This window comes from Lysinibacillus sp. JNUCC-52 (genome assembly GCF_015999545.1).
Taxonomy (GTDB): domain Bacteria; phylum Bacillota; class Bacilli; order Bacillales_A; family Planococcaceae; genus Lysinibacillus.
Window position 1 is genome coordinate 2,687,687 of sequence record NZ_CP065546.1, and the last position, 15,197, is coordinate 2,702,883.

Consider the following 15,197-nt stretch of genomic DNA (forward strand, 5'->3'; position numbering starts at 1 on the left):
CAGCCTTTTTTCACATATTTTTTTTCGAATTTGCAATAATCTGCATTATTTCTTCTAATATATCAAAATGATGGTATTTATTGCATTTACGCTCATCAATTGTCAATATCAATTGCATACTATCCATTCCGAAGCCAACAGCTCGCTCAAATTTCATCGTTTCCGTTACAATTTTACTGCCATCTATTTTTGCAGAGCCTTCTTCAGAGATCAAAATAGAAATAATCTTTTGCTTTTCTTTAATAGATGTAACGCCCATTTCTAGTCCCCAAATTTTCATCCGAGCAATACGAAGTAACCGTTCTGTTTCAATCGGTAAATCACCGAAACGGTCTTGTAATTCTTCAACAATCTCTTCGTATTCATCGACTTGGTCCATCGCTTTAATGCGCTTATACATTTGAATTTTTTGATAACCATCTGGAATATACGCATCTGGAATATATGCATCAATATTGAGTAAAATTTCTATCTCTGGCTTCTCCTCTTTTTTCACGCCAGTTTGTCGCTCCGCAATGGCCTCTTCGAGCATTTGTGAATACAAGTCAAAGCCGACAGAATCAATAAAGCCATGTTGCTGGGCACCCAATAAATTACCAGCTCCACGAATAGATAAATCTCGCATCGCAATTTTAAAACCAGATCCGAGCTCCGTAAACTCTTTAATAGCCTGTAGACGTTGCTCTGCCACATCTGTAAGTACTTTATCACGCTGATACATAAAATAGGCATATGCTACACGGTTTGATCGACCTACGCGACCTCGTAACTGATACAATTGTGCTAAACCCATTCGATCTGCGTCATGAACAATAAGTGTGTTGACATTAGGAATATCAACACCAGTCTCGATAATAGTAGTCGTTACTAGGACATCATAATCCCCTTCAATAAAGGCTAAGATGACAGATTCTAATTGTGATTCAGTCATTTTACCGTGTGCATGTCCAATACGTGCCTCAGGGACAAGCATCTGAATCTCGTCCACCTTCCGTGCCATATCCTCTACTCGATTGTATAAGTAAAATACTTGGCCACCACGTGCCATTTCTCGCTCAATGGCTTCTCGTACAAGTGCGCCACTATGCTCCATCACATAAGTTTGCACGGGGAAACGGTTAGCAGGGGGCGTTTCAATAACCGATAAATCTCGCACACCTACCATAGACATATGCAACGTTCTTGGAATAGGCGTTGCAGTTAAAGTTAATACGTCCACATTCGTCTTCAGTTGTTTAATTTTTTCCTTATGTGTAACACCAAAGCGTTGTTCCTCATCTACAATGAGTAGGCCAAGATCTTGGAATGTTAAATCTTTAGATAATATTCGATGAGTTCCTATTACAATATCAACTTGCCCATCTTTTAATCCCTTTAATGTCGCTGCTTGCTCTTTTTTCGTACGGAAACGAGATAAGAGTCCAACATTAATGGCAAAGTCCTGGAATCGATCACGGATTGTCTCGTAGTGCTGCTGCGCTAAAATCGTCGTAGGCACTAGGAAAGCAACTTGTTTTCCGTCTTGAATGGCTTTAAATGCCGCACGAATGGCTACCTCTGTTTTGCCATACCCCACATCACCACATACAAGTCGATCCATTGGACGTTCACGTTCCATATCACGTTTTACTTCAATAATTGAACGCAGTTGGTCTTCTGTTTCTTCATAAGGGAATGATGTCTCAAAATTTCGCTGATCATCATTATCAGGCGCAAAAGCATGCCCTTTTTCTGCTTCTCGCTTGGCGTAGAGCTTAATTAAATCATCTGCAATATCTTGAACAGCAGAGGAAACCTTCGCTTTGGCTTTTTTCCACTCCGCTCCACCTAATTTATGTAGCTTCGGCTCTCGATCTTCAGATGCCACATATTTTTGAATTAAATCGATTTGCTCCACAGGCACATATAACTTATCATCTGCGCGATATCGTATATGCAAATAATCTTTATGTGTACCATTGACTACTAGCGTTTCTACACCGATATATTTCCCTATCCCATGATGTACGTGCACAACATAGTCGCCAGGCTTAATTTCTGTATAGCTTTTAATACGTTCTGCATTGGTCATTTTTTGAGGTCGTGATTTTTTCTTCGCCTGCTGTTTAAATAATTCATCCTCTGTTACAACAGCCAAACGCTGCAAAGGCAGTTCAAATCCGCTTGATAATCCACCTTCTATAATATACAGGCCAGCATCATTCGGCTCCCCAATTGTTGCATGAATGTCATATTCCTCAAGCATTTGCTGTACACGTTTCACACGGCTTTTATCCCTAGCTACGATAAGCACCGTGAATTTACCGAGCTGCCATCGCTCAATTTCACTTTGTAATAATGCCATTTGTCCGTGGAATTGCTGCATCGGCTTGCATGAAAAATTAGTTGTCTTATTGAACGTAATGCCAGCAAACGTACGTGAAAATAATGAGAAATATAGCTTCTGCTGTGTTAGCATTGCTAAAATCTCCTTCAAAGAAAAGGCTGGCTTTACCTCATGTACCATTTTCCCTTCTTCAATCAATGATAAAAACCACTCTTCTTCTTCACGCTCCCACGCATCCATTACTTCTTGAATACGACCAAGCTCGTCAAATAATACGATGCCATCCTGTGCAAAATAATCACCTAAATAAGCCGTTTTATCATATAACAAGGAGCCGTATTTATTAACGAAATCTGGTAGGTTTCCTTGTTGCAACAGTTCAATATCGTATTGAATATGTTGATAAAGAAGCTCTTTCGTCTCCTGTTTTTTCACCTTTTTCAAGCTTGTCGCCAAAGCACTTTCTAAGCGCCCTGCTAAAGCTATTCGCTCTTCCTTTGTCAAAATGACTTCTGACGCAGGTAAAATACGAACTTTTTGTAATTTATCTATTGAACGCTGATCATCTGCAGAAAATGTACGAATCGAGTCTACTTCCGTATCAAATAACTCTATTCGAATAGGCGCTTCTAAATATGGAGGATAAATATCTAAAATGCCTCCACGCAACGCAAATTCACCAGGCGTAGTTACCATTGAATTGCGGACGTACCCCATCGCCACAAGCGTTTGGAGCCATTCCTCAATTTGTACTTCCTCGCCTACCGTCGTCTGTAAAAAATAATGTATCCAATGCTCTTTCGGAGGCATCATTTTTCGCAAGCCAGCAATAGGTATAATGTAAATGGCTTTTTCACCTCTCGCTAGACAGTCAAGCGTTGCGATACGCTCTGCTCGAAGCTCTGGAGAGGCTACTGATAAGTCTGCAGCAATAAACTCATCTGCTGGATAATAGTGGACATATTCCTCCCCTAATAAACCAACAAGCTCATCCGCCATTTTTTGTGCCTGCAATAAATTTGGCGACACTATATAAATAGGTTTTTGTACATGGTCAAATAACGCATCGACCATAATTGGCCGTGCGCTTCCTGTTAAACCTGTGATGAGCTGAGATGCTGTATTGCCGCTCTGAATCTCCTGTAAAAATGATGTGATATGTTTGTCCTGCGACACAATCTGTCGTAAAACTTCCACAGTCAAAAGCCCCTTTCAGCGCGAAAATTCTAATTATTTAATGTGTTTCATACTACCAATCTAGTACAATATTACACATTTCATTTGTCTAATTATCAAGTTCACCTTTGTGTAATTGTCCTAGCATTAAACTCTCGGTTTAGAATACATGATGTATTGATATTCATCATGTGAATTATCATCGCATTACTATTGTCAGTAATATCATATGCTACTTCAAAAATAAAAACGGAAAAAGCTTTGAACGCACGCAATGTGCGCCAAAGCATCCTTCCATTATTGAATCCATTTATTGAGTGCGTGATAATCTGGATATTGTCTAAGCGAATCCTCACATTGCTCACAAATGCAGTGTACAGTCGTTTGCCCATGTTGATCCTTCTCAACATAATCGTCTGCCTCACCTAATTCAAAAATATGCAACTTTCGAATTGTATCATCTGCATCAAATGGTAGTGTTCCTATTTCTACTTCACAATGCCTACAACGGTAGCGAATTGCCATCTCCAAATCATCCTCCTTTAAGCAACTTACTACTTAAAGTATAGACATTTTGGAAAAGGATTATGCACCGTTAAATTGGCTCATCACATCAAGAAATGGTTTTGAAAGAGACGCTTCTATTGCATTCACACTATTATTAATAGCATCTGCCATAACAATATTGTCTTCTTTAGAAAACTTCGATAGCACATAATCCGCTACCTTCATGCCTGTCGGTGGACGACTCACACCAATTCGAATTCGGTTAAATTCCTGTGTTCCTAAATGTTGAATCAAAGATTTAATGCCATTATGTCCACCCGCACTACCTTTTTGACGCAAACGTAATTTTCCTGTTTCTAAATCTAAATCATCATAGATAACAATTAAATCTTTTACATCAATATCAAAATAGTCCATAAGAGGTCTAACACATTCACCTGATAAGTTCATATATGTTAACGGCTTAACAAGTAGAACCTTTCCTTCAGGACGATGTACTGTTGCATACATGCCATTGAACTTTGAAGTAGCTAATGGCGCATCCCACTTTTTAGCTAATGCATCAATTACATCAAACCCAATATTATGTCTTGTATGCTCATACGGTTTACCTGGATTCCCTAAACCAACGATAATTTTCATAAGTACCTCACTTCTTTCAATCTAATAGTCATTATTTTACCATACTGAGCTATAAGAAAACATTTCGTTCAACCCAGTTATGAACAAATATACGAATGATAAAATTTTATTCCTAACTTATAAAATTTCATTTTTATTACAATAAAAAAAGCTATCAAGTCCGTCTTTTACGACTTCCTCGATAGCCTTCCCTTTAAGTAAACATTTAACCTTCTGACTCAACGCTTTCTTCAACTTCAGTTTCGTCGTCTGCAGAAGCTGTTGGCGCCATAACGGTTACTAAAATATGATCATCTTCATTCACAATTTCAAAATCCACATGATCGCGAATATCCGCTACCATAATCGTTTCACCAATTGCTAGTTTTGTAATATCAAGCTCTAATGTTTCTGGAATATCAGTAGGTTTTACTTTTATTTTAACTTCTAAGTTAGGCTGCATTAAAATGCCACCTTCACTTACACCAACTGATTCTCCAACAAGTGTTACCGCTACGTCTACTTCTAATTCTTCAGACATATTAATTGCTAAAAAATCAACATGATTCACTTCATCTTTCAGAGTACATTTTTGTACTTCTGATACAACGACATTTACCCTTTCACCATCTAACTCCACGGGAATAACACCATTACGTCCATTTTTTTGAACGAACTGTCTAAATTCTTTCGCTGAAATAGAAATTGGGGTTGAATCTAGTTTGTAGCCATAAATAACTGCAGGAATGGCTCCCCCTTTTCTAAGTTGGGTTAATGTTGAACGATGCCCAGCTTCGCGTTTATTTACACTTAAGACTGTACTCATACTTTCCTTCCCCTTCCAAGAAAATTATTTATGCCTTATCACGGATGCCGCATACTAATTACAGAATTCAATATGAAAATTGCTTTCTTCTGTTAAATGTCTATGACAATCACGAAAGGCTTTATAATATTTACATCTATTTTTCAAGAACGTAAATATTACACCGTAACAATTACTATTATACCCTTTAATTTGCACATTCACACATAACAGCTATGCAAAAAGGACAAATCTACTCATAAATGTAGATTTGTCCTTTTTTTGTCACACAATATGCTGTATCAATTATTTCTTTATTCTATATAAAATTAATCGAATAAAGTACTTACTGATTTATTTTCATATACACGAGAAATTGCATCTGCCATCAATTTAGCTACTGAAAGCTCTGTAATTTTTGGTGATTTTTTCTCATCAGAAAGTTGAATTGTATTTGTTACGACTAATTCTTTAATTGCAGAATTTTCAATACGCTCGATTGCTGGGCCAGATAGTACTGGGTGTGAGCAGCAAGCATACACTTCTTTTGCACCAGCAGCACGTAATGCGTCAGCGCCAATTGTAATTGTACCTGCAGTATCGATAATATCATCAATCAAGATTGCCACTTTACCATCAACATTACCAACGATATTCATTACTTCTGCAACATTTGGTTTTGGACGACGTTTGTCAATAATTGCAATCGGTGCTTTTAAACGTTCTGCCATTTTACGCGCACGAGTTACTCCACCGTGGTCAGGTGAAACAATTACGATTTCCTCAGAAGGAATACCTTTAGATTTGAAGTAATCAGAAAGTAAAGGTACTGCCATTAAGTGGTCAATTAAAATATCGAAGAAACCTTGGATTTGCGGTGCGTGTAAGTCTAATACGATAACACGTGTTGCCCCAGCCGTTTCAAGTAAGTTTGCCACTAATTTAGCTGTAATTGGCTCACGCGCTTTTGCTTTACGGTCTTGACGAGCATAACCATAATAAGGCATTACAACGTTAACTGTACGAGCAGATGCGCGTTTCACAGCATCTACCATAATTAAAAGCTCCATTAAATGTTCGTTTACAGGTGCAGAAGTTGACTGCACGATAAACACATCACAACCACGAATACTTTCTTCAATACTAATTTGAATCTCTCCATCGCTAAAGTGCTTAACTGAAGATTTCCCTAATTCAACTCCCATTTCTTGCGCAATTTCTTGGGCTAGTGGGTTATTAGAATTGAGTGAAAATATTTTTAATTGTGAGTTTGCATATTGATACGGCATGATGGCCTCCTGTTTATTTGATAATTATTTTGAATTTAATTTGCTTACATAATTCGGTTTGTTTTCTTGTCTTGCACGAGCAATTGCTAGTGCATCCTCAGGAACTTCTTTTGTAATTGTAGATCCTGCTGCAATAAATGAACCTTTTCCAACTTTCACTGGCGCTACCAAGTTAGTATTACATCCTACAAATACATCATCTTCAATAATTGTTTGGAACTTGTTTTTCCCATCATAGTTTACTGTAATTGAACCACAGCCAACATTGACGTTATTGCCTATTTCAGCATCTCCAATATAGCTTAAATGGGATACTTTCGTGTCGTTACCTAGTTTACTTTTCTTCACTTCTACAAAGTTACCGATTTTAACATGGCTACCGATATCAGAAAGTGGGCGAATATGTGCAAACGGTCCAATTGCTGTATCTTCCGCGACAGTGCTTTCGCGTACAACTGATGAATGCACAGAAGTACGGTCATCAATACGGCTATCGATAATTTGTGTATTTGGACCAATAATACAGTCTTCACCAATTACAGTTGCTCCTTCAATCATAGAGCCTGGTTGAATCACTGTATCACGACCAATTACTGCATCTGTGCTAATGTACGTAGCATTTGGATTAATAATCGTTACGCCATTACGCATATGATGTTCATTAATACGCGCACGCATTAACTCTTCTGCCTGTGACAAAGCCACACGGTCATTCACACCAAGTGTTTCTTCAAAATCATCCGTTACATACGCTTCAACGATATCGCCTTGCTTTTGTAAAATTTCAATGACATCAGGTAAATAATACTCACCCTGTGCATTATCATTTTTCACAAGTTTTAACGTTTCAAATAAAACTTTGTTATCGAAGCAATATGTCCCAGTATTAATTTCTTTTACTCGTTGCTGCTCTTCGTTTGCATCTTTTTGCTCAACAATTTGCTCCACCTGTCCACCATCGCCACGTAAAATACGACCATAGCCAGTTGGATTTTCAGCAACTGCTGTTAAAATTGTTGCTTTTGCACCTTTTGCTTGATGATGCTCAAATAAAGCTTTCATCGTTTCAGGGCGAATAAGAGGCGTATCACCGCAAACAACTAATGTTGTTCCTTCTTCACTACCTAAAATTGACTCTGCTTGTTGTACTGCATGTGCTGTACCTAATTGTTCAGCTTGTAAAACATACTCGCTCTTATCTCCAAGTTGTTGTTTTACTTTTTCTGCGCCATGTCCTACAACCGTTACGATGCGATTGACATCTAACGTTTGAATGTGATCCACTACATGTTGTACCATGGGTTTCCCACATACTGGATGGAGCACTTTATATAATTTGGACTTCATACGTGTACCTTGACCTGCAGCCAAAATGACAGCAAAAATATTGCTCATCAGTAAGTCCTCCAATACGCTCATTTTCTCTTATGACTATATAGCAAAATTCATCTATTTTCAAGGCATGTAGAATTGACTAAACGGTGAATTCCTAAATCAAACACACCTTATGCTCGAATGGTATGAGCTATACACTACAATTTGCTGTTTTTCTCTTTTTTGAAAAATAAAAAGAACTCCTCAATAAATAGAAGAGTTCTTTTTATTTTCTCCCGCCAAAAGGATACTTATTTGTAAATAACCTTTAAACGAGCATTTATTTTCATAAAACTATACGCCAATTCCTTCTAGTTCAGCTGCTTGCTCCGACTCTGGCACTTCGCTAGAGTTATGGTAAGCATTTAAAATAATTTCTTGAATTTTGTTACGTGTCGTTGAGTTGATAGGATGTGCAATATCTCTAAATTCGCCATCTGGTGTACGTTTACTCGGCATAGCGACGAATAAGCCTGTATTCCCATCAATAACGCGGATATCATGTACCACAAACTCATTGTCGAGTGTAATGGAAGCAATCGCACGCATGCGACCATCCGTTTGTACATGACGTAATCTTACATCAGTAACTTCCATTTTCTCACCACCTCTCATCTTAGATGCCTAAATGAAAATATTATATTTATATTGCCGAATATTTCCCTTTTTACAGTCTACCAAATTTTCTAAAAAATTTGAATACTTCATTTTTAATTCGTTCTAATATTTTCTCTAGTTTACGGTAAATTTGACAATTGTTTGTCAAATTTTCAAAAACGAGTTTATAACGATGCGAAATTGCATGGTTTAATCTTTTTAAAAAAGGCCACTCTTTAAATTTTTTTAGCCAGTAGCTTAATCCGTTAAAGCAAATTGATAGAGCTCTTTAAAAGAACTTTCTGACGGTTCCTAAAGCTATTAAGAAGTTCAACTCAATAACTTTTGTCATATGTATAAAATAGAATTCTACTAACGTTTTCGTTGATGGTGTGAGCGAGGCGGCATACGCTCCGAATATAACGTCACAATCTTCGCCTCAGCGAGGATTTGTTGCCCGTGTAAGGCAATCGCCCGCAACGACAAAGCCAGCTATATGTATCTATAATAAAAGCCCTTTAAAAGAGCTTCCGTTCTTTTAAAGGGCTACTAATTTTTATTTTACGATTGCGATAACTTCTATTTCTACTTTCACATCTTTTGGTAAACGTGCTACTTCCACTGCTGAACGAGCTGGTTTATGTTCTCCAAAATGACTAGCATATACATCATTCATTGCAACAAAGTCATTCATATCCTTCATAAAGACTGTTGTTTTGACTACATTGTCTAGTGATGAACCTGCTGCTTCTAACACTGCTTTTAAATTAGCAAATACTTGGTGTGTTTGAGCAACAATATCGCCCTCTACTAATTCGCCTGCTGCTGTTAAAGGAATTTGACCTGAACTATAAAACATCCCATTTACGATCATTCCTTGTGCATATGGTCCAATTGCTGCTGGTGCATTCGTTGTAGATACTACATTCATTTGTCATTTCTCCCTTTTTGTAAAATAATTGCCTTCACTTAATGCAATCGTACGATCTTTTTCATTGACCTCATGAAGCTTTACAAGTGAATAGTAATCATCTACTAAAGTTTCGTCTGCATGCTCTGCCTCAACTAGCACAGCGATGCCTGCTAATTGACAGTCGAACTCTTCTAATAGATTTTTCATGCCGTTCATCGTACCACCGACCTTCATAAAGTCATCGGTAATCAGTACACGCTGTCCACTCTTCATGCTTCTTTTAGATAATACCATTGTCTGAATTCTTCGAGAAGAACCAGATACATAGTTTATGCTGACTGTAGAGCCTTCTGTTACTTTACTATCTCTACGCACGACAACAACTGGAACATTTAAATGTCTTGCAATGGCATGGGCAATAGATATTCCCTTTGTTGCTACTGTCATAATAACATCAATTTGCTGGTCAGCAAATGCAGATGCAAAAACCTTTCCAACTCGATTAATTAAATCTGGATTGCCCAATAAATCCGTCATAAATAAATAGCCACCAGGTAACAAACGATCTGAATGTTCGAGCTCTGCTTTTAAATCCTGTATGACTAAACGAACTTCCTCTTGGGACATTTTAGGAATATACTTCACACCACCTGCAGCTCCTGGCACTGTTATCAATAACCCGATTCCTTTTTCTTCGAAAGTTTCTTTAACAATCGTTAAATCTTCACTAATCGAAGACTTTGCGGATTGATATAATTCTGAAAAATAAGTTAGCGGGATCAGCTGATGTGGATGTTCTAGTAAATAGTACGTCATATCAACTAGTCGTTCACTACGCTTCCATTTCATGCGACCCTCTCCTAAACACGAATATTTATAGGTAAAATTAACACAATTATGCGTTTTTAAGCAAGCGTATTTCGCTCCCCTAGTATGCGCACAGCATATACTTCCTCACAAAAACCTCGTAAGCCATTGTAAATTCGGCTCACACGGGCCTCACTATCCACAAGGCCAAAGACTGTTGGACCGCTTCCACTCATTAAAGTAGCATCAGCTCCAAAACGTTTCATCTGCTCTTTTAACATAATTACTTCTGGATGCAACTTAAATGTTACAGTTTCCAAAACATTACCTAACGATGCACATAGTAGCTCATAGTTATCCGTTTCAATTGCCTTAATCATTTGCTTTGTATTAGGATGCTCAAGTCCATCAACCTTTAAGCCACCATATACTTCTGCTGTTGACACCCCAATTTTAGGCTTAGCTAACACGACCCAACAGCTTGGCGGTGCAGGTAATTCCTGAATTTTCTCCCCTCGCCCTGTTGCTAATGCAGTACCTCCGTATACACAAAAAGAAACATCTGAACCGATTTTAGCACCAAGCTCCGCTAGCTCGTCTATTGAAAGCTTTAAATCCCATAGTTCATTTAAACCTTTGAGCGTCGCCGCAGCATCGCTACTGCCTCCTGCAAGCCCTGCTGCAATCGGTATTTCTTTTTCAATTGTAATGGATACACCTTGTCTAATGCCGTATGTATCTTTTATAAGACGCGCTGCTTGATAAGCAAAATTGCGGTGATCATTTGGTACGAAATTATCCGTTGAAATAATTTCAATTACTCCATCTTCACGAGATTCTAAGCTTATGCGATCTGCCAAATCGACAGTCGTCATGACCATCTCCACTTCGTGATAATTATCTGGTCGTTTATAAAGAACATCTAATGTTAAATTAATTTTTGCAGGCGCCTTTACATAAAGCATCTTACTTCCTCCCTCATAACTACACGCATAAACAGCCGTTCATTTTTCGCGCAAGATAATTCATTTTATTTTACCATAATGAGAAAGCAAACTGAAAAAAGAACCGTTTTAAAAACGGTTCTCTCTCGTCAGTTGTTTTGTTGTGTTCAGCATCGGTTCATTCCCTAGCTGATTGAAGTAAAAATGTCAGCAAGCAATTTTGTGCGAAGTATACTACTTACGCTCTTGCTCGCTGAGTTCTCTTTCCGCCATTTCAATGGCACGTTTCACCATATTACCAGCATCTCGAGCTTTAATTCCGCCCCAACCTTCTTTTTGCACAACATCATAAAATCCAAGCTCTTTGGCGATCTCTTCTTTTAAACGAGGTGACATGATTCCCTTTCTAGGCATGCAAACTCCTCCTTTAACAACTGACGATATTAGTATGTGCGATAAAACGAAAAACACTCATGTAGTTTTTAACATACATGAGTGCTTCAAAATATAGAAATAAGTACTAGAAACTATTTCGCGACAGCAGCCTGTGCTTCGTCTAAAAATGTAATCTCTACTGCCTCAGTTAAAATATCTGTGTAGCTATACGATACGCGCTTGCACGTATTGTCTTCTTGATCAAGTTCAACTACAAAAATTGCACGATATGTTTCACGCAATATCCCTGCACACTCGACCGTTTTCTTGCGACCTCCGTTTGCTTTTAACTGCAAACGTTTACCCAAATGACAATCCAACGACTTTTTAATGTCCGCTAAAGTTTTTGGCATTTTCGCTTACACCTCACTAATAACTAGTATAAGGGATACGCCCAAAAATGTCAACAAAATATAATATTTTATCAGCCCTCTATAAATGTTGTCAACTTATTTTTTTTGAAAAAATACGTTTTTTTTTCATTTCGAATGAAAATGTAACATATTTTTTACTTTGCAAACGTTGGATATAAGGCATCCGCTAACTTTCCAAACTCTTGAATGGAAAGTGTCTCACCTCGACGAGTTGGTTCTATATTTGCCGATTGTAAAGCTTCGATTATTTTTTCTTTATTCGCCTTACCGTTTGGTAGACCTGATTGTAAATTATTTAAAATTGTTTTACGACGCTGTACAAACGAAGCGCGCGTTACGACGAAAAGGAAATCCTCGTCTATAACTTTCACTGGCGGCTCATCATGTTTAATAAGGCGTATAACTGCTGAATCTACGTTTGGTTGTGGCATAAAAACCGTTTTCGGCACGGTCATAGCTATTTCAGCCTTCACATAATACTGAATGGCAATAGATAGCGAGCCATATTCTTTTGTTCCTGGTTTTGCTGTAATACGATCAGCAACCTCTTTCTGCATCATGACAACGAATCCGCGAATTGGTAAACGATCATTTAACAATTTCATCAAAATAGGCGTCGTAACATAATAAGGCAAATTAGCAACAACCATAATATCTTCAATGCCTGGCATTTCTTCTTCAATTACCTTCTCCACATCTGCCTTTAAAATATCAGAATGTACGATAGACACATTATTATATGGACTTAGTGTATCTGCTAGTACTGGTAATAAGCGCTGATCAATTTCAAACGATACGACCTTTTTCGCGCTGCGTGCTAAATGCTCTGTTAATGCACCAATTCCTGGACCTACTTCAATCGCGCCACTATTTTCGGTTAAATTCGCATGACTAACAATATTTCTTAAAATATTAGGATCAATTAAAAAATTTTGGCCTAAACTTTTTTTAAACGAAAAGCCATATTTTTTTAAAATTTCTTGTGTTCGAATCGGTGTTGCAATATCCTTATGCATTATTTTCCTCCTGATCTACCTGTGCGACAGCTGCGCCAAATTGCTGTTCTGTTATTTGAAACATTTTCAATCTTTTATGAAGTTGTTTACCATTTGTTGCACCAATATTTAAAATTTCTCCTAGACGATCTCTGCGTCTTTTCGCCGCTGGATGCCCAATTAAGCGAGCGGTCATTAAATCTTCTAGCGTAATATCATCAGCAATGGGCTCCGTACTATTTGGTGTATACACAAGACTCAATGCCTCACGAATATCCTCATCTGCCGCATGCTCAATACCTAATCCTTTACCATTTTTCGCAATTGTTTTGGATTTTGGTAAAAAGGCATGTTTCACACCTTGCACGTGCTGTTCAATAATTGCTCGAATTCGTCGTCCTGGATAATCGGGATCTGTAAAGACGATGACACCTCGTTTATCCTGTGCATGCTGAATACGTTTAAGCGTCTCTTCCGAAATAGCCGATCCATTTGTTTCTATAGTATCTGCCTGAACAGCTCGCTTAATTGCGGTTGTATCATCTTTTCCTTCAACGACAATCACTTCTTGTATTTGCAAAAAGGCTCCTCTTTTCTACCATATCTTCAGACCATTTTACAACTGCCCTGTATGATTGTACAGAAATACAAAGCTTATGTGTTGTTTACGTGAAAAAAGCTTTCCTGCCAGTCAATACAGGAAAGCCAATGCTTAGTGAAAACATTTTGTTATATTTTACAATTTTTTTAATTTAATACTTTAATGCGCACTTTCTTGCGTCCCCAATTACGAGCTTGTGCATCTGATTGTACTAGTATGTCGATCTTATTACCCTTAATTGAACCACCAGTATCCCCAGCAATCGCTGTTCCATAGCCTTCAACCCAAACTTTTGAGCCAAGTTTAATAACAGATGGATCTACTGCGATTACTTTTAAGCCTGAATCTGAACGTAAGTTAATACCAGTAGCTGATGTTCCTGAACAACCTTTACAGTAAGGTGTGTACGCTGTTGCAGTAACATAAAACTCTTTTCCACTAGATGGCTCCGCTGAACCACGAGACACAGTTGTAGTGCTGGCTACTAAATTTTTAGTACCAACAGCCACTACTTGTTTCTTTGGCTCATTTATGACTTTTTCAGATTGTAAATTTTTCGCGACAATTTTGCCGTTTTCTTTAACGACTTCATACGTTCGAGAAATTTTGCCCTTCTCGCCCGTAGTTACTACTTTTTGTTTTCCCTTTAGCAAAGAAGCATCCTGCTTCTTTTCAATTGCGAAATCTAATGAGTCTTCCACTACATCGATAACCTTTTCTACGCGAACTACTGCGATTTTACTCTCTGGAGTGATAACGTCCTCCAGGTTATTCTCGACACGATCGAATTCATTTAGCTGAATTCCCTGTTGTTTTAAAAAGTTAGCGACCGTAGTCGAAGTGGACCAAACTTGTCTATTTTCTAAGCCATCGACAAGCGTCACCTGAAACGCTTTTTGAATATCGATTTTGTTATCTGCTCCTACTTCTGTATCCAAGCTTTGCTTTAATGTATCATGCTCTGATACTTCAATATTTGCTTCCTTCAAAATGTTCTTCACTAGTTTTTCAGTTGTCCAAACTTTTGACTGATTTCCATCAACTGAAATTGTTACTTCTTTTGCCTGTTCCCAAGTAATTGCTAATCCATTAACAATTTTGGCATTCAGAGAGGGTGATATTTTATCATGCGCTGCTACGTCTATATTTTCATTTTGTAATAGTTCTTCTACAGTTTTTGCATGTGTTGCTACTTCATTTGCTTCCCCGTTAGCGCTAAGCGTTACGGTTTTTTTAGTACCTTGGTAAAGTACGAAAGAAATTACTGATACAAACAGGACAATTGAAACAATTCTTATCACTGTTTGCTTACTCCTCAATGATCCTAAGAACAAGTTTTTCATGGAATTATTTGACATGAAAAAACGCCTCCTTAATACAAAGTTGGATTATACGGACTAGAATTAGCACTGTCAACCCGATTGTATTTCAAA

General features: G+C 37.8%; 15 protein-coding genes. All 15 read right to left on the minus strand.

The genetic code is table 11. The annotated features are described in order from the left end of the window. Nucleotides 1-10 precede the first annotated feature (10 nt). On the minus strand, nt 11-3,523 hold the full coding sequence (gene mfd, locus JNUCC52_RS13265) for a transcription-repair coupling factor (RefSeq protein WP_337980138.1): 3,513 nt from the start codon (nt 3,521-3,523) through the stop codon (nt 11-13). Between the two features lie 276 nt (nt 3,524-3,799). Then, nucleotides 3,800-4,027 carry an anti-sigma-F factor Fin gene (locus JNUCC52_RS13270; protein ID WP_228134495.1) on the minus strand — a complete coding sequence of 76 codons (228 nt, stop codon included), beginning with the start codon at nt 4,025-4,027 and terminating at the stop codon, nt 3,800-3,802. A gap of 60 nt (nt 4,028-4,087) precedes the next feature. Beyond that, nucleotides 4,088-4,651, minus strand: a complete 564-nt coding sequence (gene pth, locus JNUCC52_RS13275) for an aminoacyl-tRNA hydrolase (RefSeq protein ID WP_228134258.1) — start codon at nt 4,649-4,651, stop codon at nt 4,088-4,090. A gap of 205 nt (nt 4,652-4,856) precedes the next feature. Further along, nucleotides 4,857-5,456 carry a 50S ribosomal protein L25/general stress protein Ctc gene (locus tag JNUCC52_RS13280; RefSeq protein WP_228134257.1) on the minus strand — a complete coding sequence of 200 codons (600 nt, stop codon included), beginning with the start codon at nt 5,454-5,456 and terminating at the stop codon, nt 4,857-4,859. Nucleotides 5,457-5,764: 308 nt separating this feature from the next. Then, the gene (locus tag JNUCC52_RS13285) at nt 5,765-6,724 is read right to left on the minus strand and encodes a ribose-phosphate diphosphokinase (protein WP_228134256.1); all 960 of its coding nucleotides are present in this window, start codon (nt 6,722-6,724) and stop codon (nt 5,765-5,767) included. 24 nt (nt 6,725-6,748) lie between these two features. Beyond that, nucleotides 6,749-8,119, minus strand: coding sequence for a bifunctional UDP-N-acetylglucosamine diphosphorylase/glucosamine-1-phosphate N-acetyltransferase GlmU (glmU, locus tag JNUCC52_RS13290; protein ID WP_337980139.1), 1,371 nt, complete (start codon nt 8,117-8,119; stop codon nt 6,749-6,751). Between the two features lie 273 nt (nt 8,120-8,392). Next, complete coding sequence (gene spoVG / locus JNUCC52_RS13295) at nt 8,393-8,695, minus strand: septation regulator SpoVG (protein ID WP_228134254.1); 303 nt, start codon at nt 8,693-8,695, stop codon at nt 8,393-8,395. 556 nt (nt 8,696-9,251) lie between these two features. Then, on the minus strand, nt 9,252-9,626 hold the full coding sequence (locus JNUCC52_RS13300; protein ID WP_228134253.1) for a RidA family protein: 375 nt from the start codon (nt 9,624-9,626) through the stop codon (nt 9,252-9,254). A 3-nt stretch (nt 9,627-9,629) separates the two neighbouring features. Beyond that, nucleotides 9,630-10,457, minus strand: a complete 828-nt coding sequence (purR, locus tag JNUCC52_RS13305; protein WP_228134252.1) for a pur operon repressor — start codon at nt 10,455-10,457, stop codon at nt 9,630-9,632. Nucleotides 10,458-10,513: 56 nt separating this feature from the next. Further along, the gene (gene ispE / locus JNUCC52_RS13310) at nt 10,514-11,380 is read right to left on the minus strand and encodes a 4-(cytidine 5'-diphospho)-2-C-methyl-D-erythritol kinase (RefSeq protein WP_228134251.1); all 867 of its coding nucleotides are present in this window, start codon (nt 11,378-11,380) and stop codon (nt 10,514-10,516) included. Between the two features lie 213 nt (nt 11,381-11,593). After that, on the minus strand, nt 11,594-11,773 hold the full coding sequence (locus tag JNUCC52_RS13315; RefSeq protein ID WP_228134250.1) for a small, acid-soluble spore protein, alpha/beta type: 180 nt from the start codon (nt 11,771-11,773) through the stop codon (nt 11,594-11,596). A 113-nt stretch (nt 11,774-11,886) separates the two neighbouring features. Then, on the minus strand, nt 11,887-12,147 hold the full coding sequence (gene veg, locus JNUCC52_RS13320) for a biofilm formation stimulator Veg (RefSeq protein ID WP_010857021.1): 261 nt from the start codon (nt 12,145-12,147) through the stop codon (nt 11,887-11,889). A gap of 155 nt (nt 12,148-12,302) precedes the next feature. After that, nucleotides 12,303-13,184 (minus strand): 16S rRNA (adenine(1518)-N(6)/adenine(1519)-N(6))-dimethyltransferase RsmA, encoded by an 882-nt coding sequence (gene rsmA, locus JNUCC52_RS13325; RefSeq protein WP_139860055.1) that lies wholly within the window; start codon nt 13,182-13,184, stop codon nt 12,303-12,305. Continuing rightward, nucleotides 13,177-13,743 carry a ribonuclease M5 gene (gene rnmV / locus JNUCC52_RS13330; protein WP_139860054.1) on the minus strand — a complete coding sequence of 189 codons (567 nt, stop codon included), beginning with the start codon at nt 13,741-13,743 and terminating at the stop codon, nt 13,177-13,179. Before rnmV ends, rsmA begins: the two co-directional genes overlap by 8 nt. A 167-nt stretch (nt 13,744-13,910) precedes the next feature. After that, on the minus strand, nt 13,911-15,122 hold the full coding sequence (locus JNUCC52_RS13335; RefSeq protein WP_139860053.1) for a resuscitation-promoting factor: 1,212 nt from the start codon (nt 15,120-15,122) through the stop codon (nt 13,911-13,913). Between the last annotated feature and the right edge of the window lie 75 nt (nt 15,123-15,197).